We start from the raw sequence: 20290 nt of genomic DNA on the forward strand, positions 1-20290 counted from the left end.
GTGCAAACCTTTAAAAATAAAAGAAATTAATCGTTGGAGCGTCGAGGACGATCCGAAGTTTGAGAGAGATCGACCCCAGGGATGGGAGCCGTATCAAAGTAATCATCCAGATCCGAAGAGGAGCTCAAGCTGTCTTGCGAAGGCGTGGCAGCAGGAGGCACTGGCTCGGCCACCACAGGCAATGGACGGCCCTGATCCGGCAGGTCCTCGGCCACGACGCTGGCGGCATAGGTGTAATGCGGCAGATCGTCGTCATCCTGCGATGGCAGGCTGTCTGCATCGGTATGGCTAGGGTCATGACGAGTATCGGCTGCTGGCAAAGCCGTGCTGACCGCCAGAATCGGTAACGTGCCGGCCATGGAGGCGGCCTTGCGCCAGTAAGAGACGGCTTCGTCGTGACGACCCAGGCTGTCGTACAGGTTACCCAACAAAGCATGATTACGCAGATCGCCCTGGATTTTCAGGCTACGCAACAGGTAATGCTCGCCCTGCCCCCACAATTGGCTGGTCAGGCACAGATGGCCCAAGGTGGACAGCAAGACCGGATTGTTGGGCTGACTGCGCAGCCACTCTTCGGCCTTGGCCAAACGGCGGCCCACATATTCAGGTGGGCACTGGGCGTAGGCTTCCAGCAAGCGGCTGTCGAAACTGGCTGCAATCGCAGGCTCCAGGATACGACCGGCTTCTTCATAATTGCCTTCATGTTCTTGAATCAGGGCAGCTTCCAGCGCGACGCCGGGCAGGATCTTTTCTTCGGACTTCAGATCCGACCATAAGGCCTTGAACTGTTCAGCACCACCCACACGCAAACGAGCAGCAGCGGCAAATTCGATGTGGTTCAGTGCCTCTTGACGTTCGATGCCGCTGCGGCGCACCAGCAAACGGGTCAACTCGTAAACACGTTCGGCATTACCTTGCTGGCGGTAGGCGCGCAACAACAAACGAGTGGCGTGCAAGTGGCGCGAACTGGCATCCTGCAAATCCTGCAGCAGCTCGATGGCTTCTTCGGTACGATTCTGATCCAGGTACAGCTCGGCCGATGCCACGGCACTGGCCTCTTTCAAACGGGCATTATCGCCAGCGGCAGCACGAGCGGCGGCCAAGGCTTCGTCACGTTGAGCAATCTGACCTTGGTAATGCGCAGCACGCGCTGCTGCCAAGCCTGCCACGACCTTGCTGGACTGCGAGCGGGTTTTGCTCATCAGCTTCATCAAGTCTTTTTCAGCTTGCTCGTAACGACCTTCCAGAATGCTGATCCAGCCAGTTTCCAGCAAAGCCTGGTCACGGCGTTGAGCGCGACGACCACGCCACAGGCGGAAACGCTCCGGACCATCGCTGAACCAGGCCAACAGGCGCAGCAGTACGTACAGCACGATGAACAGCCCCAGCGTGCACAGGACCACGTAAGTCAGCGAAGCACGTGCCAGATAATGCGGCGTGACCAAATAAACATTACCGGCGTGTTCACGCAAGACCAGAGCCAGCGCGACCGCAGCGATAAATAAGATGAGAGTCCAAAACCAAGTACGCATACCTTACCCCTGCGCCTGAGCCGGCTGTTCCGTCTCGGATTGAGCGGGAGTCGCAGACTCAGTCTGTTCGGCAGCAGGAGCAGCGGGCTCCTCCTGGCTGGCAGGTTCTGTGGATTGAGGAGGGTCGGACAAAATAGGGTCCGTATCGCCCTGCTCGGTCGTGGTGTGGTCGGCATTGTCCTGACTGCGGCCGGCCTGAGCCTGACGCAGGCTCTCAATGGCCGCCAAGGTGTTATTCACGGTAGGCAAACGAGCACCGATGCGGGTGTCCTGCAATTGGCGGGTCAGACGCAAGGCCTGCTGAACCTGACCGGATTGTGTATCAAAGCGTTTTTCCAGCGCCGTCGCGACTGCGTTCAGCTCGGTCTGCCAGACGGCGGACTGATTCATCATCATGGCCAGTTGGGCGGCCATAATGCGCAGACGCAGGTTCTCTCGCAGACGGGCAGCCTGATCCGGCGACATCAGCAAGGCGGCGGCATCGTCGACACGACGGATGGAGACAAACTGCCCCAGATCGTGGCTGACCGAGCGCCAGGCGCTGCTACCCCACTGTTCCACCGTATTCCAGCTGCGCTCCCACCAAGGGGCATCAGCTGCCAGTTCCGTAGGTTCCTGAACGTCGGACTGCAAGTCCAGCGCTTCAGTATTCGCACCACCGGCAACGTCATCCGGCACCAGCAAAGGCGCTTCCGAGACGTAGCGCGACAAGGTATCCAGTTGACGCGACAAGGAGGCCACATCCACCGTGGCAGCGGCGCGCAGGCGTTCCAGATCGCCATTCAGTGTTTGTTGCAAGGAAGCCAGACCGACGCGATTGGCACGAGCCAATTGCGCCTGAGCAGCTTCCAGAGAAACGATGGCATTGGCCACATTGCCACCCAGCATCAGCTGTTGCTGCGCAATCGTGGCCAGGTGATCAATATCATTCAGCAAAACCAGTTCCGACCCGCTGTCTGTCATGGTCTGGAAGGCTTGGCTCAGATCATGAAACTGTTCGGTGGAATCGTTAAAGGATTTTTCCAACTGGGCAAGCTTGTCGGACTGACGCTGCGCCAAGGCCAGGGCCTGCTGCGCGGTTTGGCGCGCCTGCTCTGTGGTGTTGATATTGGTCGCCAGCTGGGCTTGCAGCTCGGCCTTATGCTTTTCCAGCAATGAATTCTGGTACCAAAGACCGGCAGCGGCCAGCACCACCACAACAGCCGTCAAAGCATAAGCCGGACCCGCGCCACTTTTACGCTTTTGCGGCGCAGTGGTGCTGTCTTTGGGTTCGGAATACGGACGAGGAGCCGCTGTATTGGCTGGGCTGGAAATGGGAGTCTCCGGTTCGCTTGCGGATGCGTTCTCTGTTTTATCGTTCATGGCAAGATTGTAATCCGTGTGAGGCTAATCGCGCGAGAGCACCGCCATCAAGGCAGCGACAATGTCATCATCGTCTGGCGTACACCTTTTTACCATTGGTGGCGCTGCGATTCCAGCCTGCAACAATAAGGACTGTAAATGTTCTTCAATACGCGGATGTATGACCACATAGGCACATTGCGCCCAAACATCCAGTAAACCCAGGCTTTGTACATTGGCGAAAACCGCATCGGCGCTTTGAGAACTGCTGAGCAACACGGCCAGACGGCCCGCCTGCAAACTGTCACGAATTTGACGGCCCTGCTCTGTACTCCACTGGGCGGGGCTACGCTGGTAAATCGCGAGGCGCTGGACCTGAATACCGTGATTTTCTAGTTGCTGTCCCAACCATTCACGACCGCTATGACCGCGCACAATCAGAACCCGCTTAAATTGCGCCAGTCGGGGCTCCAGCACCGCCCACAGAGCCTCTGAGTCCTGCAAGGAATCCGTATTTTCAGGGTGAAGTACGGCATCTGGGGAAACGCCCGGCTGGGCGCGCAAACAGGCGGCGGTAGCAAAACCAACAGCAGCCAGCAATACCTTGTCAGGCCAGCGTTGGCCGCGCGCTTGCAAAGCCGCAAAGTAAAAATTGACCGCACTGCTGCTTACAAAGAGCACCAGGTCAAAATCCTTGGGATCTTGCCATTGTTCTTCGGACAGGTTTTGCGCTTCCAGGCTCAAGGCGGGCATAAGCAAGGAAGAAAAACCCTGCGCGGCCAAGGCAGCCGACAGGGTTTCGTTCCGTCCCGCGGGGCGGGTCAGTAATACACAGGGCAGGTTCATGCCGCTTTACTCGCCTTCTGCGGGCTGTTCCGTAAGCAAGCGATCCAGAATGGCTTGAGCACCTTGCTGCTTCAGATCTTCCGCCAGCGACAGGCCCAAGGCTTCCGCATCTTTGGCCGCACCCGTGATCTGAGCGCGGTACACCGTGGAGCCGTCAGGTTCGGCAACCAGGCCGCTCAGGCTCAGCTCCTCGCCATTCAGGGTGGCATAAGCAGCCAATGGCACCTGACAGGAACCACCCAAGGCACGCGATACAGCACGCTCGGCCAAGGCACATACGTGGCTGGTGGAATGAGCCAAAGGCGCCAACCATTGAGCCACATCGGTACGAGTTTTCAGAATCTCGATGCCCAAGGCCCCCTGCCCGGCGGCAGGCAAGCTGTCTTCGATCGAGATGTAATCGCGAATACGCTCGGCCAATTCCAGACGACGCAAACCAGCCGAAGCCAGAATAATGGCATCGTAATCGCCACGATCCAGCTTGGACAAACGGGTCTGGACATTGCCACGCAGAGGACGGATGTCCAGGTGCGGGTAGCGCTCTCGAATCTGGGACTCGCGGCGCAAACTGGAAGTGCCTACGATGGCACCAGCAGGTAAAGCCGCAAGATTGGGATAAGTATTGGAAACAAAAGCATCGCGTGGGTCGTCCCGCTCAATGATGATGGGCAGATCAAAGGACTCGGGCAACACCACCGGCACGTCTTTCAGGGAGTGCACCGCCAGATGGGCGCGGCCATCCAGCAAGGCGGTTTCCAGCTCTTTGACAAACAGGCCCTTGCCACCCACTTTGGACAGCGTACGATCCAGAATCTGGTCACCACGGGTTGTCATTTCCAGCAAGGATACCTTGCACTGCGGGTACAGCTGCTGCAAAAGGTCGCGAACATGCTTGGCTTGCCACAAGGCCAGTTGACTGGCACGAGTGGCAATAACCAATTCCTGAGGAGTAGAAGCCACAGCGGTCATGCAGCAAAATAGCGCACGATGGCGGCAGCAACAATACCGATAATGGCCAGGATCCCTAAGCCTTGCAGCAGGGACAAACCGCTTTCCTGACCTTTGGCGTCGGAGGATTTAAAAATTGCCATAGAACTAAGCTTCCTTGGTAGAACCTTTACGGTGCGCCAGCCATTTGCCCAGCGCCACCACTAATAAGGCACAAACAATCTCGACCCCGAGTTTAACAGGCTGGGGCTGCACGCCAAATTGATTTTCCACAATCTTGTCCGTGACCAGCATGCCGCCTGCAATCCAGCCCAGCAAGGCACCGCCCAGGGTGACGACAATAGGGAAACGGTCGATCAGTTTCAAAACCAGGGTGCTGCCCCAGACAATAATGGGGACACTTAGCAATAAACCAAAGATCACGTAGCCCAGTTGATGATCCAGGTGCGCGTTTTGTGCTGCACCGGCAATGGCAATCACGTTATCCAGGCTCATCACGAAATCCGCGATGATGATGGTTTTGACGGCAGCCCAGATGGTTCCGCCCCCTTGAATATTGCCGTGTGCGTCGTCGTCCGGCATCAGCAGCTTGATACCGATCCACATGAGCAAAAGACCACCCACCACTTTCAAAAATGGCAGATCCAATAAGGTCAGAGCAAAGAAAATCAGGACTACACGCAGGATAATTGCGCCTGCGGTCCCCCACAAAATGCCTTGCATGCGCTGCTGCTTGGGCAAGTTGCGACAGGCAAGTGCGATCACGACGGCATTGTCGCCACCGAGCAAAATATCAATCAGTACAATTTGAAACAGTGAACCCCAATGCAGGGTTTGGAGGAATTCAATCATTTCGTTCCCGTATAGCTAAACGTGAGTTCTCTTCCCAGCCGCGGGACAAACGTTCTTTTTCTGTCGCCAGGCTGTCCCAAGACAACAATGCCCCTTAAAGCAGCAAACTAATCCTAGCCTGTGCAACATCGGGGCTTCTTTTTCTTACTTGATTCGTTTGAGCATGATCAGGCTGGCCAGATTCGGGAAGGAATGCGCCGGGTTGTGGTGTTTTTCTTGACGAAACCGGCTGGCCAATTTTGCCCGGCTGCACAGGGCAGCCAGACAAAGAGCCCGCCAAAGCGGGCCCTGGTACTACTATTTACAGCACTTCTTTGAGCAGCTTGCCCATTTCGGATGGGTTGCGAGTGGTACGAATACCGCAAGCTTCCATCACTTCCAGCTTGGCGTCGGCCGTGTCGGCACCACCGGAGATCAGGGCACCGGCGTGACCCATGCGTTTTCCGGGAGGCGCTGTCACACCAGCGATAAAGCCAACAACAGGCTTGGTCATATTGTCTTTAGCCCACAAAGCCGCGTTGACTTCGTCTGGACCGCCGATCTCGCCAATCATGATAACGGCATCGGTATCAGGATCGTCGTTGAACATCTTGAGCACATCGATGTGCTTCAGACCGTTGATTGGGTCGCCACCGATACCCACAGCCGAGGATTGACCCAGGCCCAGTTCGGTTACTTGAGCAACGGCTTCGTATGTCAGCGTGCCGGAGCGGCTGACCACACCGATGCGGCCCTTGCGGTGAATGTGGCCGGGCATGATACCGATCTTCAGCTCGTCAGGAGTGATCAGACCGGGGCAGTTCGGGCCCAACAGCAAGGTTTTGCGGTTTTCTGCGCGCATGCGGTTGCGCACTTCCAGCATGTCGCGAACAGGGATGCCTTCGGTAATGCAGATAACCAGGTCCAGGTCAGCTTCAACAGCTTCCCAGATGGCAGCCGCAGCACCTGCGGGCGGAACGTAGATAACTGACACAGTTGCGCCAGTTTCAGCCTTGGCGTCGGACACGGAGGCGTAAATAGGTACACCTTCGAAATCCTCACCAGCACGCTTGGGGTTCACGCCAGCCACAAAGGCTTCCATGCCGTTACCGTATTCACGGCACATGCGGGTGTGGAACTGGCCGGTCTTGCCGGTGATCCCTTGCGTGATGACTTTGGTGTCTTTATTGATCAGAATCGACATTTGCTAATCCTCAACCTTTTCTTACTTGGCGGCAGCGACAACAGCAGTCGCCGCTTCGGCCATGGTGTCAGCACTGATGATGGGCAGACCGGAATCGGCCAGCATTTTCTTGCCCAGCTCTTCGTTGGTACCCTTCATGCGTACCACCAGAGGCACGTTCAGGTTGACGGCCTTGCACGCAGCGATCACGCCTTCAGCGATCACGTCGCAGCGCATGATGCCGCCGAAGATGTTAACCAGAATGGCTTTGACGCCCTTGTTGGCCAACATGATCTTGAAGGCTTCAGTAACTTTTTCGGCCGTAGCGCCACCGCCCACGTCCAGGAAGTTGGCAGGCTCGCCGCCAAACAGCTTGATGGTGTCCATGGTCGCCATGGCCAGACCGGCACCGTTCACCAGGCAGCCAATGTTGCCGTCCAGCTGGATGTAGGCCAGGTCGTACTTGCTGGCTTCAACTTCAGCAGGATCTTCTTCAGCCAGGTCACGGAAAGCCACGATATCGGGGTGACGGAACAAAGCGTTGCCGTCGAAGTTGAACTTGGCGTCCAGAGCGATGATGTCGCCCGAGCCGGTCAGGATCAGAGGGTTGATCTCGGCCAGTTCAGCGTCGGTTTCGGTGTAGCACTTGTACAGCTTCTGGAATTCAGCAACGGCTTTTTCGATCGAAGCGTCAGGAACGCCGATACCGCGAGCCAGCTTGGTGGCTTGCTCGTTGGTCAGGCCAACAGCAGGGTCCACGAATTCTTTCAGAATGGCGTCGGGGTCGCGCTCGGCCACTTCTTCAATTTCCATGCCGCCTTCGCTGGAAGCCATCACGGCCACGCGCTGGGTAGCACGGTCGGTAACGATACCGACGTAGTATTCCTTCTTGATGTCCGCGCCTTCCTCGATCAGCAGGCGACCCACTTTCTGGCCTTCAGGGCCAGTTTGGTGAGTGATCAGCTGCATGCCCAGGATTTCCGAGGCCAGTTGACGCACTTCGTCCATCGAGCGAGCCAGCTTGACGCCACCGCCCTTGCCACGGCCACCGGCGTGAATCTGGGCTTTGACAACCCACACAGAGCCACCCAGCTCCTGCGCAGCTGCAACCGCTTCATCGACGGAGAAGGCAGGAATTCCGCGTGGCACGGCAACGCCAAACTGCTTAAGCAGTGCTTTGCCCTGATATTCGTGAATTTTCATGTGATACCTGTCAGTCTAAAAACACAATAAAAAAAGAAGGCAGGAACTCCAGGCCTGAGCCCGAGACCTGACTAAAACAAAAAACTAATCCACCCCGTCTGTGACTTTAGGTCGATACCAGACGGGATAAAACTCCTCAACCACGGGACCGCTCAAACGCAAGGCATGGCAGCCATCCAGATGGAAAGGCTGCTTGTCGGTGCGATAAATCTCTGATTCCCCGCTGCTGCGACGTCGCCCGGCCATGGTTTGTACGGCGGCGGTTGGCAACACTTGTGCCAGCTCGCTCATGTGCGTACAGCCAGCCGAACGCCCAAAGCGCTCTTTGACACCCTGACGAAACTGCTTGAGCAAATTCAGGCCCACCAACTTCTGGTAGGCGTCCGCAATGGACGAACAGTTGTCCTGGTAAGGGGCTGCATCGTAGACCGCCACGGCATCCACAATGGCAAAGCTGCTATCGATAGTGATACGCAGATGCATCAGGTGGACAGGATCACCTGCCTTATGGGTTTGGCCGTTGCGTATGGGAAAGTCGTAGGACTTCACATCCAGCAGCGAGGCCTCCAGGTCCCAGAGGCCATCTTCCCGTGCAAACGACTCTACCGTGATGGTACGCGTATGCAATGGTTCACGGGCGACGGACGGCGGGGGCAAAGGCATTGATATGAACGGGGCGGCAAGATTGAAACTGATCAAGTATAACGCACCTCGTATGTTCCGTATCAGCCACTTACATAATCTGTAAGCGCATCCCAAGCGGGCCAAACACAGGATCTACGCGGTGTCGATCCTACGGTATACCAAATTTGCATGAAAAAAACGACCACCTGACGGGCGGTCGTTTTCATCCGGCCTGGGAAATCGGGTGGCAGGACGAAAAGCGCCCTGCCCTGTCAATCTATTCAAGCGGCTTATTTTAAGCCTGCACCAAATCAGGCTAACGCCCGCAATGCTTTGGCCGCATCCACCATGGCCAGCAAGGCAGCCTCAGTTTCAGACCAAGCCCGCGTTTTCAAACCACAGTCGGGATTCACCCACAAACGGTCGGCGGGCAAGCGCTTGGCCGCCTCCCCCATCAAGCGCACCATCCAATCCTTATCAGGCACATTGGGCGAGTGAATGTCATAAACGCCAGGGCCAATATGATTGGGATACTCAAAACTCTCGAAAGCATCCAGCAAGAGCATATTGGAGCGCGAGGTTTCAATCGTGATCACATCCGCGTCCATATCGGCAATGGACTGCATGATGTCGTTGAACTCCGAGTAGCACATATGCGTGTGAATCTGGGTTTCATCGGACACCGCGCTGGTGGACAGGCGAAAGCAATCCACCGCCCAATCCAGGTAGGCCTGCCAATCGCCCTGACGGAGCGGCAAGCCTTCGCGGAAAGCGGGTTCATCCAGCTGGATGACACGAATGCCAGCCTGTTCCAGATCGGAAACTTCATCCCGCAAGGCCAAAGCCAGCTGGCGGCAAGTATCGGCACGGGGCTGGTCGTCACGAACAAAAGACCACTGCAACATCGTCACTGGCCCCGTCAACATGCCTTTGACGGGCCGATCAGTCAGTGATTGGGCGTAGGAGGACCAGGCCACACTCATTGGCGTGATGCGCAGCACATCCCCAAAGATAATAGGCGGCTTTACGCAACGCGACCCGTAGCTTTGTACCCAACCGTTTTGTGTAAAGGCGAAACCACCCAGCAGTTCACCAAAGTATTCCACCATATCGTTGCGCTCGGCCTCGCCATGCACCAGCACGTCCAGACCGATCCGCTCCTGAAAACGAATAACTTGCTCGATTTCTGCCTGCATCGCTTTTTCATAAGCCGCATCACTCAGGGCTCCCCCACGCCAGTCGCGGCGAGCAGTACGAATTTCCGTGGTCTGAGGAAACGAACCAATCGTGGTGGTGGGATAGGCGGGTAACTTCAGCTTGTTGCGCTGGGCCTGGATACGCTGCGCGAAGGGCGTACGTTGACGCTTGAGCTGGTCAATCTTGGCCATCTGGGCTTGTACAGCAGGATTATGCGTGCGCTTGGACTCACGGCGCGTTTGCAAAGCAGCTTGCTGAGCTTGAACCGCTTGCTGACCCGCTTCGTCCAAAGTGCCATCCAGCAATCCTTGCAACAGTTTCAGCTCATCCAGTTTTTGCACCGCAAAGGACAGCCAGCTCTTCAATTCAGCGTCCAGGCCGGTTTCACTTTGCACATCCACAGGGACATGCAGCAGCGAGCAGGATGGCGCAATCCACAGGCGCTCGCCCAAAGCCGCTTTCAAGGGCTTCAAGGCTTGAACCGTTTTTTGCAGATCGGTGCGCCAAATATCCCGACCCGAAATCACACCGGCAGACAGCACCTGGTCTTGCCCCAATACCGCTTGTACGGCCTGCAAAGCAGCCGGAGCACGCACCGCATCCACATGCACACCCGCCACAGGCAAATCCTTCAATACCGCGACGTTCTCATGCAGATCATCAAAATAAGTCGCCAGCAGCAGCTTCAAGCCGGATTGATTCAGACCTTGATAGACGCGACGGAAGGCGTCTTGCCACGCTTGAGGCAAATCCAGAACCAGAACAGGTTCGTCAATCTGTACCCATTCCACACCCTGAACTTTGAAACGGGCCAGCACTTGTTCATACACAGGCAGCAACGTATCTAGCAAGGCCAGCTTGCCCGCATCTGCCAAGCCCTCATAGGCATCGCCCTTGCCCAGCCACAACCAGGTCAAGGGTCCGGGAATCACGGGCTTGACCTTGTGCCCCAGAGCCTTGGCCTCTTCAATCTGCTCAAACAAGAATTCACGGGCAATCCGGAAGCTTTGACCTGGTGTGAATTCGGGCACGATGTAGTGGTAGTTTGTATCGAACCACTTGGTCATTTCACAAGCAGCGGCAGGGGTGCCGCTGGGCGCACGGCCACGCGCCATGCGAAACAAGGTATCCAATGACACGGGTGCATTTTCAGCCTGGCCGAAACGGGCGGGAACCGCTCCCAGCAAGGTGCTCCACTCCAGAATCTGGTCATACCAGGCAAAATCGCCCACAGGCACCGTATCCAGCCCAGCCTTGCCTTGCAAACCCCAATGCTGGGCGCGCAAGGCTTTGCCTGTTTCCAAAAGCTCTTGCTGGCTTACCTGACCGGCCCAATAGGCTTCCAAAGAGCGCTTCAATTCGCGCTGCGCGCCCATGCGAGGAAAACCCAGATTATGAATAATAGTCATAGTAAGCCCATAAATTAGAAATAAAAGGCCTGTATCAGGCGCTTGAAATCTATTGTGCCTGTATACTTATTTGAAAAAAAATCAAATACACCATGCTAATCATGAGTTTTCCTCAACATGCTTGAAATCCGCCATCTCGAAACCCTGAGCGCCATCCGCGACAGCGGCAGCTTGCAAGAAGCCGCCGAGCGCCTGCATGTTACGCAGTCCGCCCTCTCGCACCAGCTCCGCGACCTGGAAGTGCGGCTTCAAGTGCAATTGCTGAACCGCCGCACCCGCCCTGCCCGCCTGACCACCGCTGCCCTGCGTATCCTGACGCTGGCCGATGACATCCTGCCGCGTGTACGCGCCACCGAGCGCGATTTGCAAAGACTGGCCGCGGGACGCACGGGACGCCTGCATGTGGCCATTGATTGCCACTCCTGCTTTCAATGGCTGATGCCAGCACTGGACGCATTCAGGCAGCAATGGCCTGACGTCACGCTGGACTTGAGCGCGGCTTTTTCCTTTGCGCCCTTGCCCGCCTTGATGCGCGGGGATCTGGATGTGGTGATCACCTCGGACCCGCAGGACAATCCGGCTGTCCATTACGAACCCCTGTTCCGCTACGAGCTGGTGCTGGCTGTCTCCAACCAGCACCCCTTGTCGCAGTACCGCTATGTAGAACCTTTCCAATTGACCGATCAGGTTCTGATTACCTACCCGGTAGAACGCAATCGTCTGGATATTTTTACGCAGTTCCTGACGCCAGCCGATGTAGAGCCCGCTGCTATTCGGCAGGCCGAGCTAACGCCCATGATCGTGCAACTGGTTGCCAGCCAGCGCGGTGTGACGGCGCTGCCAAACTGGGCCTTGACGGAGTTCTTGAACCCGGCCTCGATTCGCACTTGCCGTTTGGGAGAGCACGGTATCTGGCGCACGCTATACGCCACGGTACGTAGTGAGGATTTACAAGCGGACTATGTGCAGGCCTTTTTGGCACAGGCACGAGAGACCTGCTTCAAAAGCCTGCAAGGAATCGTGGCGGCGCAGTCTTGAGCCATTTAGCAATGGCATGGCAAAACTCTGTTGCAAGCACTATATAGATAGAGGAAAAGTACAGGCGGGCGGGCTCATGCCACCTTGAACGAGAGAGACCACGTTTTTTGATAGCGGCAGCAGACAAGCAAGAAACACAGCAAAACGAAGCATTGCAGATAGCTTATTCAAGCCGGATCGTCTTCCCAATCACCCAGAATCTGCTGCAAGATACGGCCCGAGAAGCCTCGGCTGGCCATGAAGCGATATTGCTTGGCATAACTGCGGGGGTCATCGGGCGGCGCACTGAATTTCTTGCCCCATACTTGCTTGGCCCGTTCCAGCTCGGTCGCCATCAATTCTTCTTTGATAATTTCGGTCTGTTCCACATCCACGCCATGCTGGCGCAGTTCTTGCAGAATGACTCGGGTGCCCACACGCGAGGCACGGCGATTGACGACACTATGTGCGAAGCGCTCGTTGGACAGCCATTTCTGTTCGACCAGGGCGTCGAGCAAGGCTTCCACTTCTTCAGCGGTTTCTGCATGGGGTGCCAGACGGCGGCCCAACTCCAAGCGCGAGTATTCGCGTCGGGATAAAAAATTCAACGCTCTGGCTTTAAGAGACAGCCCCGGCCGTTTGGACGGGGCTTTCTTTTCCGCAGCGGGAGCATTGTCGCCCAAGCTATCTTCTACGTTTCTGCCCGCCCGAGTGGGCCGGGCAGAAAGCGCAGCAACGCGCTCCCTTTGAGCTTGTTTACGTTCCCGGATTTCCTCCGGGTCTGTCTCAAAGGGTTCGTCATCGAACTCTGGGGGAAAAATCAGACTTCTCCCTCGGCCGGATCAACCACAGGAGCAGCGGCTGGACGGCTGACAGCAGCGCTCATCAGGGCAACGCCCAGCTTTTCACGCACTTTGTTTTCGATTTCGCGGGCCAACTCGGGGCGCTCTTTCAGGAATTCGCGCACATTGTCCTTACCCTGACCAATGCGGTTGCCGTCGTAGCTATACCAGGCACCTGCCTTGTCGACCACGCCAGTTTGTACGCCTAGATCGATAATCTCGCCTTCACGGGAAATACCGCTGCCATACATGATGTCGAATTCGGTTTGCTTGAAAGGAGGCGCAACCTTGTTCTTGACCACTTTAACGCGGGTCTCGTTACCCACCATTTCGTCGCCACGCTTGATGGAACCGATACGGCGAATATCCAGACGCACGGAGGAATAAAACTTCAGCGCGTTACCACCCGTGGTGGTTTCAGGGTTGCCGAACATGACGCCAATCTTCATACGGATCTGGTTAATGAAGATGACCATGCAGTTAGCGCGTTTGATGGTAGCCGTCAATTTACGCAGGGCCTGGCTCATCAGACGGGCCTGCAGACCAGGCAAGGAATCGCCCATATCGCCTTCGATTTCAGCCTTGGGAGTCAAGGCGGCCACCGAGTCGATAACGATCAGGTCTACCGAACCCGAACGCACCAGAGCTTCGGTAATTTCCAGAGCCTGCTCGCCGGTATCAGGCTGGGAGATCAACAGATCGCCCAGGTTCACGCCCAGTTTTTGAGCGTATTGCACGTCCAGCGCGTGTTCGGCGTCAATAAAGGCACATGTGCCTTTGAGCTTTTGCATCTCTGCAATCACTTGCAGGGTCAGCGTGGTTTTACCCGAAGATTCCGGGCCGTAAATTTCAATAACGCGACCACGTGGCAAGCCACCGACGCCCAAAGCAATGTCCAGACCCAAGGAACCCGTAGAGACCACCTGGATGTCATGCTCGACGTTGTCGTCGCCATAACGCATGATCGAGCCCTTGCCGAACTGCTTTTCGATTTGCGACAGAGCGGCGGCCAGCGCTTTGGAACGTTCCGAGGCCACTGCTTTGCTGTTTTTATCGTCCATGAAAAATCCTTGACTGTGGAATGGCGCCCCAACGGACGGGCACGGCAATTAAAAATCAAACCTAATTATTGCATCAAATTATACTGTATATATACACAGATATTCAAATAAATTAACTAGCCGCCATCGTTATCCCCTACTGACCAGCCTTACAGCCTTGTGCAACAATGCCGAACAGCCATTCAATCATCTGTTTGTGTAGGGTCATGCGCATACTCATAGCTGAAGACGACAGTATTCTCGCGGATGGACTTTCTCGCTCCTTACGCTACGAAGGCTATGCGGTTGATGTCGTGCACGATGGCGATAGCGCCGACTCGGCCTTGCAGCTGCAAAGCTTTGACCTTCTGATCCTGGATCTGGACCTGCCCAAAAAGCCCGGCCTGTCGGTGCTGCAGTCTATCCGACAGCGTCAGGACACCCTCCCCGTACTGATTCTGACAGCCAGCGACACCGTAGAACAGCGCGTGCGCGGTCTGGACCTGGGCGCGGACGACTATATGTCCAAACCCTTTGCCCTGACCGAGCTGGAAGCCCGTGTACGCGCCCTGACGCGTCGCAGTACCGGCACCAGCAGCGCCTTGCTGCATCACAAACGGCTCAGCTTCGACCTGAAAGGTCGCATGGCTTATATAGACAATCAGCCCCTGGAGCTGTCGGCGCGTGAAACCAGCTTGCTGGAGATTTTCCTGTCGCGCAGCGGTCGCATGATCAGCAAGAACCAGTTTGTGGATCTGCTCTGTGAGTGGGGTGAGGAAGTCACCCCTAACGCCATCGAGGTCTATATCCACCGCCTGCGCAAAAAACTGGAGCCTAGCGGCGTACGCATCCTGACCGTGCGTGGTCTGGGATACTGTCTGGAACCGGAAAAACTGCGAGAAGACGCTCCAGCCTAAAGGATCGTCCATGCAGCACGCTACGCCCCCATCCCACAACACGGCTGCGCCTGCCAAAAGCAAGCGTGTCGCACCGCGCCCGCTCATCCACAAGATCATGATCTGGATTTTCGGGCCTTTGTTTCTGCTGTGGACGGTAGGCATTGTCATTACCTACTTCATCGCCCAGCACATTGCGAACTCCCCCTACGACCGCACCTTGCGCGATCACCTGGACTTGTTGCGGGTGGAAATCAGCCATCAGGATCTGAGCCAGCCCATCCATTTATCGCACGGGGCACAGACAATTTTGCGTCAGGAAAGCCCGACCCCTACGCTATGGCAAATCCGCGATGCCAATGGCGAGCCACTGGCTGGCAACGCGAATTTGCCGGTTCCCGACAGTTGGGGATATGACACCGACCTACTGCGCTACCGGGACGTTATTCTGGATGATCAAAGCCTGCGGCTGGCCTATGTCTGGGGGGGCAAGGACAAAAACGACACGCCCTTTCTGGCGGTTGCTGCCGAAACCAATGAACATAGAGCGGTGCTACACAGAGAAATTCTGATCGGGATGCTGACACCGCAATTCATTCTGGTACCGTTGGCGGCCATGCTGGCGGGCCTGGGGCTGACACATGGCCTGGAGCCGCTGAACCTGCTGCAAGCGCGCTTGCGTGCTCGTGCGCCCGGTGATTTATCGCCGGTAGATCAAGAGCAGGCACCTGCCGAAATTGTGCCGCTGATTGATGCCATGAATGGACTCCTGGCCCAGCAGGCACAATTTTCAGCCACTCAAAGGCAGTTTGTGGCCAATGCGGCCCACCAGTTGAAAACGCCGCTGGCGGGGATACGCACCCAAGCCGAACTGGCCCTGCGCGAGCGCGACCCCAGGCAGACCGAAGCCAGCTTGCAACAACTGGTACGCGGCACCGACCGGGCCACGCGCCTGGTCACCCAAATGTTGGCCTTGGCCCGTGCCGAAAGCAGCGATGCCCTGTACGCCCCTACCAAGCAAACCCTGGACCTGAATACCCTGACTGAATTGCATGTAGGCCAGCGTGTGCCCGATGCCTTGAAACTGGGGCTGGATCTGGGGCTGGAAAACACGGCCAAGGCCATCCTCTTGCAAGCGGATCCGGTCCTGCTCGATGAGCTGATCAACAATTTGCTGGATAACGCCCTGATCTACACCCCTGCTGGCGGCTGGATCACCATGCGTACCGGCCAGACTCAGGGCAAGGGCTGGTTGGAAATCGAGGACAACGGCCCCGGCATTCCCACGGAACATAAAGCACGAATTTTTGATCGTTTTTATCGCATCATGGGCAACCAGGCAGACGGTAGTGGCCTGGGGCTGGCCATTGTGCGGGAGATTGCCGACATTCACGGCGCCTCCATCGACTTCATGCCACTGACTGGGGGCCAGGAAAGCGGCCTGCGCTTGCGCGTCAGTTTCCCACTGTCTTTGCCTTGGAGAGCCTGAGCACATGCCCCAGACAATCACCAGTGCAACCTTCCCGAAAGCCAAGAACAAGCTGGACACCCAAGGCCGCAAAGTTATTTTTGCCTCCGCCCTGGGCACCATGTTCGAGTGGTACGACTTCTACCTGTACGGCTCCATGGCCGCCATTCTGGCGCAACACTTCTTTTCCGCTGTTAACCCGACAGCCGGCTTTATCTTTGCCTTGTTGGCCTTTGCCGCCGGTTTTGCCGTACGCCCCTTTGGAGCCTTGCTCTTTGGTCGTATTGGCGACCGCGTGGGCCGCAAGTACACCTTCCTGATCACCATCCTGCTGATGGGCCTGTCCACCTTTTTGGTCGGCGTACTACCCAGTTATGAAGCCATCGGGATTGCCGCCCCCATCATGCTGATCGTCCTGCGTCTGCTGCAAGGCCTGGCCATGGGTGGCGAATACGGCGGTGCCGCCACCTATGTGGCTGAGTACGCGCCCCAGCACCGTCGCGGTTTTTACACCAGCTGGATTCAGACCACGGCATCTGTGGGTTTGCTGCTGTCCCTGCTGGTCATCATGGGCATACGCAGTCTGGTCGGGGAAGAAGCATTTGTGGTTTGGGGGTGGCGCATTCCCTTTCTGATTTCCGTGCTGCTGCTGGCGATTTCCGTCTGGATACGGATGAACCTGAAAGAGTCACCTGCCTTCCAGCACATCAAGGAAGAAGGCACGCTGTCAACCTCTCCCATTACCGAATCCTTCGGGCGCTGGGCGAATCTGCGCATCGCCTTGCTGGCGCTGTTCGGCCTGACGGCCGGCCAAGGCGTGGTCTGGTACACGGGGCAGTTCTACGCCTTGTTCTTCATTACCCAAATGCTGGGTTTGCATGCCACCTTGGCGCAAACCTTGATGGTAATTTCCCTGCTACTGGCCACCCCGCTATTTATCTTTTTTGGCTGGCTGTCGGATCAAATCGGGCGCAAGCCCATCATCCTGACGGGCTGTTTGCTGGCCGCCCTGACCTACTACCCGGTCTTCCAGGGCCTGGCCTATTTTGCCAACCCTGCTTTGGTCCAGGCGCAGCGCAACGCGCCCGTCACTGTCATTACCGACCCGGCCAGTTGTTCCTTCCAGTTCAATCCGGTGGGCAGCCACACCTTCACCAGCTCTTGCGATATCGTGAAGTCCTACATGGCCAGCCACGCGGTCAGCTACAACAACGTCAAGGGTTCGCCCGGTCAGGTGGCCCAGGTACGCATTGGCGATCATGTGATCGATGGTTTTGAAGGCGGACATCTGAGCCGCGCCGATTTTGCTCGTCACTCGCAAGAGCTGCGCAATGAGCTGACTCAGACCATGCGCCAGTACGGCTACCCGGACGGCGCAGACCCGGAGCAGATCAATAAAGTAATGCTGGTGGTCCTGCTGACCTATCTGGTGGGGCTGGTAACCGCGGTCTACGGCCCCATTGCGGCCATGCTGGTGGAGATGTTCCCGATCCGCATCCGCTACACCTCCATGAGCCTGCCCTATCACATTGGCAATGGCTGGTTCGGGGGCTTTTTGCCCACCCTGTCCTTTGCCATGATTGCCGTCACTGGCAATATTTACGATGGTTTGTGGTACCCGATTCTGATCTGTCTGGTGACGGTTGCGATTGGTGCGCCCTTTGTGCGGGAAACCCGCCATAACGACATCAATCGTTAGCCAGTCCAGGCAAAAAACGCGTTGCACCGGCCATTTCCCGCGCTCTGTCAAGCAAATGCAAGGGTCCGTAAATGGCGGGGCGACACAGGAAGATCTGCGCGTACAATCGAACATTGCCTCGGGCTTTACGCCCGCCCTTTTTCTTCTGTTTATTTATCTTCGTATCCATGTGGTTTAAGAATCTACGCATCTATCGCCTCTCCCCCGACTGGGTATGTTCCGCCGAAGAGCTGGAAGAAGCTCTTTCCAAACACAGCTTCACCCCTGGTTCCAGCCAGGAACCGCTAAGCCTGGGCTGGGTCAGCCCACGCGAGAACAGTGCTCTGGTGCACGAAGTTAACGGTCAGTACCTGATCGCTCTGCGCGCCGAAAAGAAGCTGCTACCCACCACAGTGATCAACCAAGTCGCTCGTGAAAAGGCTCGTGATATCGAAGAGCAGCAAGGCTACAAACCTGGCCGCAAGCAAATGAAGGAAATCAAGGAACAAGTCATTGTGGACTTGATGCCTCGTGCCTTCGCCGTCTCGCGCGACACCCGCGTCTGGCTGGATACCCGCAACCACTGGCTGGCTATTGATGCCGCGGCTACCGCCAAGAGCGACGAAGTTCTGGGCCTGCTGGCCAAGAGCGTGGAACCTTTCCCCGTGCAGCCTCTGTATACCGAGCAATCACCCGGTGCCGCCATGACCTCCTGGCTGGTGGACGAAGAGCAACTGGCCAACTTTACTGTGGACCAGGACACCGAACTGCGCTCCACCGGCGATAGCGGTGCTGCCGTACGCTACGTGAAGCAAAGCGCCGACATTGACGAAGTGCGCAAGCACGTTGAAGCCGGCAAGCAATGCACCCGTTTGGCCATGACCTGGGCAGATCGCATCAGCTTTGTGCTGACCGATGCGCTGGACGTCAAACGCGTGGCCCCGCTGGACATCCTGACTGAAAAACAAGATGTGACGGCCGTCAACGATGACGAAATCTTTGACGCTGACATGACCTTGATGACCTCCGAGCTGGCCAAGATGATCAGCGATCTGGTCGAAGTCCTGGGCGGCGAACGCAAGTAAGCCCGGACCACACAGCCTGCTTGGCTGAACCGCCCTTCAGGCCAGTTCCTGCTGGGCGGCGCGATACACACCGGGCGTCATGCCCGTCCAATGGCGGAAAGCCCGGTGAAATGTCGCTGGCGAACTGAACTTCAAGGCGTAAGCAATTTCAGCCAGCGACATATCTTTGCGCAGCAATTTGAAAATCGCCAAATCTCGGCGCAGCTCATCCTTGATCCCCTGAAACGACAGGCCTTCTTCTTGCAGCCTGCGTATCAGCGTGCGCGCCGACATATGCAATTTGCCGGACACATCCTGCAAGGTGTAGCCCAGATCGGTATGCAAGATTTCCCGTACTTTCAGGCGCAAGGCATGCTCGTGATAGGAAGTAAAAATCCAGTCACGCGGCGCACGCTCCAGAAAGGCTCTGGCCTCAACCTGAGTGCGTTGTGGCCGTACCTGCCCCAACTCCACGCCGAACAAGATATGCGAGCACGGCGCATCAAAACTGACTGAAGCGGGAAACAGCACCGAATAGTCCGCCGCAAAAGCCGGTCTGGGAAATGCAAAGGCCACTTGCTGCACCGGCACCTCGCGCCCCATCAGCCAGGACACAATTCCGTGCGTCAGCTTCAGCATCAGTGCATGGCCGAAACGATGCACATAGGCGGTGGGATAGCGCGGCACCAGCTCAATGCCCAACTCTTTATCCGTGCGTATCAGATTCAGGCTGAAATCATCCAGCAGCAGATTCCAGAACTGGGTGAAACGGTACAAGGCCACATTGATGGATGGCGCATCCCGCACGGTGCGCACAATGTATTTCAAGGCCCCGGCCCGTATCGGCCGAGTCCAGAACCCCATCATCTCATCGCCCGTTTTCCTGGCGCTTTCCTGATACAGGCGCACCAGTTGATCCCGCGTCAAACGAGCGCCGGGCCGATCAATAAAGTCTTTCACGATGCCCGACTGCTTCAGGCAGTGATCCAGCACCTCTTCGGAGTAGCTGGTGCGCAGGCTGTGAAACCAGTCCTGAACCAGATCCAGCGCCACGGTGGCGGTATGGGCTGCATCAACGGGCACCGGGAGCGTGCCGGGCAAAGCATTCATTTCCTATGACCTCTCAAAGATTGTCACTTTTTGCATATTCGACGTCAGTATTCGCTATTGG

The 20290-nt window shown here is 56.7% G+C and carries 18 protein-coding genes; 5 read left to right on the forward strand and 13 right to left on the reverse strand.

All coding sequences use genetic code 11. The features are described 5' to 3' along the window. Window positions 1-26: 26 nt before the first annotated feature. From KOE80_RS02990 to metE, 10 genes are all read right to left on the reverse strand, one after another. Window positions 27-1532: a heme biosynthesis HemY N-terminal domain-containing protein gene (locus KOE80_RS02990; RefSeq protein WP_226348330.1), complete on the reverse strand. Its 1506-nt coding sequence runs from the start codon at window positions 1530-1532 to the stop codon at window positions 27-29. Between the two features lie 3 nt (window positions 1533-1535). Continuing rightward, on the reverse strand, window positions 1536-2894 hold the full coding sequence (locus tag KOE80_RS02995; protein ID WP_226348331.1) for a uroporphyrinogen-III C-methyltransferase: 1359 nt from the start codon (window positions 2892-2894) through the stop codon (window positions 1536-1538). A gap of 24 nt (window positions 2895-2918) precedes the next feature. Then, entirely contained in the window at window positions 2919-3719 is an 801-nt protein-coding gene (locus tag KOE80_RS03000) for a uroporphyrinogen-III synthase (protein WP_060185187.1), read from the reverse strand. 6 nt (window positions 3720-3725) lie between these two features. After that, complete coding sequence (gene hemC / locus KOE80_RS03005) at window positions 3726-4688, reverse strand: hydroxymethylbilane synthase (RefSeq protein ID WP_226348332.1); 963 nt, start codon at window positions 4686-4688, stop codon at window positions 3726-3728. Continuing rightward, on the reverse strand, window positions 4685-4810 hold the full coding sequence (locus KOE80_RS20270) for a hypothetical protein (RefSeq protein ID WP_003799533.1): 126 nt from the start codon (window positions 4808-4810) through the stop codon (window positions 4685-4687). Before KOE80_RS20270 ends, hemC begins: the two co-directional genes overlap by 4 nt. Window positions 4811-4814: 4 nt before the next feature. Continuing rightward, on the reverse strand, window positions 4815-5519 hold the full coding sequence (locus KOE80_RS03010; protein ID WP_035272842.1) for a TerC family protein: 705 nt from the start codon (window positions 5517-5519) through the stop codon (window positions 4815-4817). 301 nt (window positions 5520-5820) lie between these two features. Beyond that, complete coding sequence (gene sucD, locus KOE80_RS03015; RefSeq protein ID WP_009461784.1) at window positions 5821-6702, reverse strand: succinate--CoA ligase subunit alpha; 882 nt, start codon at window positions 6700-6702, stop codon at window positions 5821-5823. A 21-nt stretch (window positions 6703-6723) separates the two neighbouring features. Continuing rightward, window positions 6724-7884: an ADP-forming succinate--CoA ligase subunit beta gene (gene sucC / locus KOE80_RS03020; RefSeq protein ID WP_009461782.1), complete on the reverse strand. Its 1161-nt coding sequence runs from the start codon at window positions 7882-7884 to the stop codon at window positions 6724-6726. Window positions 7885-7968: 84 nt separating this feature from the next. Beyond that, window positions 7969-8547, reverse strand: coding sequence for a DUF2889 domain-containing protein (locus tag KOE80_RS03025; RefSeq protein WP_035272843.1), 579 nt, complete (start codon window positions 8545-8547; stop codon window positions 7969-7971). A gap of 272 nt (window positions 8548-8819) precedes the next feature. Beyond that, a complete protein-coding gene (gene metE / locus KOE80_RS03030) occupies window positions 8820-11114 on the reverse strand; it encodes a 5-methyltetrahydropteroyltriglutamate--homocysteine S-methyltransferase (protein ID WP_226348333.1) in 2295 nt (764 codons plus the stop codon). Between the two features lie 117 nt (window positions 11115-11231). Here metE and KOE80_RS03035 point away from each other — a divergent pair, with 117 nt between their 5' ends. After that, window positions 11232-12152, forward strand: coding sequence for a LysR family transcriptional regulator (locus tag KOE80_RS03035; RefSeq protein WP_026483398.1), 921 nt, complete (start codon window positions 11232-11234; stop codon window positions 12150-12152). 167 nt (window positions 12153-12319) lie between these two features. On the opposite strand, the gene recX is transcribed toward KOE80_RS03035, so the two are convergent. Then, window positions 12320-12814 (reverse strand): recombination regulator RecX, encoded by a 495-nt coding sequence (gene recX / locus KOE80_RS03040; RefSeq protein WP_226348334.1) that lies wholly within the window; start codon window positions 12812-12814, stop codon window positions 12320-12322. A 137-nt stretch (window positions 12815-12951) separates the two neighbouring features. Then, window positions 12952-14034, reverse strand: coding sequence for a recombinase RecA (gene recA / locus KOE80_RS03045; RefSeq protein ID WP_021446515.1), 1083 nt, complete (start codon window positions 14032-14034; stop codon window positions 12952-12954). Window positions 14035-14240: 206 nt separating this feature from the next. Here recA and KOE80_RS03050 point away from each other — a divergent pair, with 206 nt between their 5' ends. The 4 genes from KOE80_RS03050 (at window position 14241) to KOE80_RS03065 (ending at window position 19140) form a co-directional block, all read left to right on the forward strand. Further along, a complete protein-coding gene (locus KOE80_RS03050) occupies window positions 14241-14930 on the forward strand; it encodes a response regulator transcription factor (RefSeq protein ID WP_003799515.1) in 690 nt (229 codons plus the stop codon). A gap of 10 nt (window positions 14931-14940) precedes the next feature. Continuing rightward, on the forward strand, window positions 14941-16398 hold the full coding sequence (locus KOE80_RS03055) for a sensor histidine kinase (protein WP_035272846.1): 1458 nt from the start codon (window positions 14941-14943) through the stop codon (window positions 16396-16398). A 4-nt stretch (window positions 16399-16402) separates the two neighbouring features. Continuing rightward, window positions 16403-18076 carry an MFS transporter gene (locus KOE80_RS03060; RefSeq protein WP_035272847.1) on the forward strand — a complete coding sequence of 558 codons (1674 nt, stop codon included), beginning with the start codon at window positions 16403-16405 and terminating at the stop codon, window positions 18074-18076. A 167-nt stretch (window positions 18077-18243) separates the two neighbouring features. Then, window positions 18244-19140 carry a recombination-associated protein RdgC gene (locus KOE80_RS03065; protein ID WP_009461768.1) on the forward strand — a complete coding sequence of 299 codons (897 nt, stop codon included), beginning with the start codon at window positions 18244-18246 and terminating at the stop codon, window positions 19138-19140. 36 nt (window positions 19141-19176) lie between these two features. Here the strand turns inward: KOE80_RS03065 and KOE80_RS03070 are convergent, their stop codons facing one another. Continuing rightward, window positions 19177-20229 carry a helix-turn-helix domain-containing protein gene (locus KOE80_RS03070; RefSeq protein WP_080748095.1) on the reverse strand — a complete coding sequence of 351 codons (1053 nt, stop codon included), beginning with the start codon at window positions 20227-20229 and terminating at the stop codon, window positions 19177-19179. Window positions 20230-20290: the final 61 nt, after the last annotated feature.

Origin of the sequence: Alcaligenes sp. 13f (assembly GCF_020496585.1) — a bacterium.
Taxonomy (GTDB): domain Bacteria; phylum Pseudomonadota; class Gammaproteobacteria; order Burkholderiales; family Burkholderiaceae_B; genus Alcaligenes; species Alcaligenes phenolicus.

What these genes read in the sequence shown, in the direction of transcription:
- KOE80_RS02990 (WP_226348330.1), bottom strand. Translation starts at nt 1,532, where the DNA reads ATGCGTACTTGGTTTTGGACTCTCATCTTATTTATCGCTGCGGTCGCG.
- KOE80_RS02995 (WP_226348331.1), bottom strand. Translation starts at nt 2,894, where the DNA reads ATGAACGATAAAACAGAGAACGCATCCGCAAGCGAACCGGAGACTCCC.
- KOE80_RS03000 (WP_060185187.1), bottom strand. Translation starts at nt 3,719, where the DNA reads ATGAACCTGCCCTGTGTATTACTGACCCGCCCCGCGGGACGGAACGAA.
- hemC (WP_226348332.1), bottom strand. Translation starts at nt 4,688, where the DNA reads ATGACCGCTGTGGCTTCTACTCCTCAGGAATTGGTTATTGCCACTCGT.
- KOE80_RS20270 (WP_003799533.1), bottom strand. Translation starts at nt 4,810, where the DNA reads ATGGCAATTTTTAAATCCTCCGACGCCAAAGGTCAGGAAAGCGGTTTG.
- KOE80_RS03010 (WP_035272842.1), bottom strand. Translation starts at nt 5,519, where the DNA reads ATGATTGAATTCCTCCAAACCCTGCATTGGGGTTCACTGTTTCAAATT.
- sucD (WP_009461784.1), bottom strand. Translation starts at nt 6,702, where the DNA reads ATGTCGATTCTGATCAATAAAGACACCAAAGTCATCACGCAAGGGATC.
- sucC (WP_009461782.1), bottom strand. Translation starts at nt 7,884, where the DNA reads ATGAAAATTCACGAATATCAGGGCAAAGCACTGCTTAAGCAGTTTGGC.
- KOE80_RS03025 (WP_035272843.1), bottom strand. Translation starts at nt 8,547, where the DNA reads ATGCCTTTGCCCCCGCCGTCCGTCGCCCGTGAACCATTGCATACGCGT.
- metE (WP_226348333.1), bottom strand. Translation starts at nt 11,114, where the DNA reads ATGACTATTATTCATAATCTGGGTTTTCCTCGCATGGGCGCGCAGCGC.
- KOE80_RS03035 (WP_026483398.1), top strand. Translation starts at nt 11,232, where the DNA reads ATGCTTGAAATCCGCCATCTCGAAACCCTGAGCGCCATCCGCGACAGC.
- recA (WP_021446515.1), bottom strand. Translation starts at nt 14,034, where the DNA reads ATGGACGATAAAAACAGCAAAGCAGTGGCCTCGGAACGTTCCAAAGCG.
- KOE80_RS03050 (WP_003799515.1), top strand. Translation starts at nt 14,241, where the DNA reads ATGCGCATACTCATAGCTGAAGACGACAGTATTCTCGCGGATGGACTT.
- KOE80_RS03055 (WP_035272846.1), top strand. Translation starts at nt 14,941, where the DNA reads ATGCAGCACGCTACGCCCCCATCCCACAACACGGCTGCGCCTGCCAAA.
- KOE80_RS03060 (WP_035272847.1), top strand. Translation starts at nt 16,403, where the DNA reads ATGCCCCAGACAATCACCAGTGCAACCTTCCCGAAAGCCAAGAACAAG.
- KOE80_RS03065 (WP_009461768.1), top strand. Translation starts at nt 18,244, where the DNA reads ATGTGGTTTAAGAATCTACGCATCTATCGCCTCTCCCCCGACTGGGTA.
- KOE80_RS03070 (WP_080748095.1), bottom strand. Translation starts at nt 20,229, where the DNA reads ATGAATGCTTTGCCCGGCACGCTCCCGGTGCCCGTTGATGCAGCCCAT.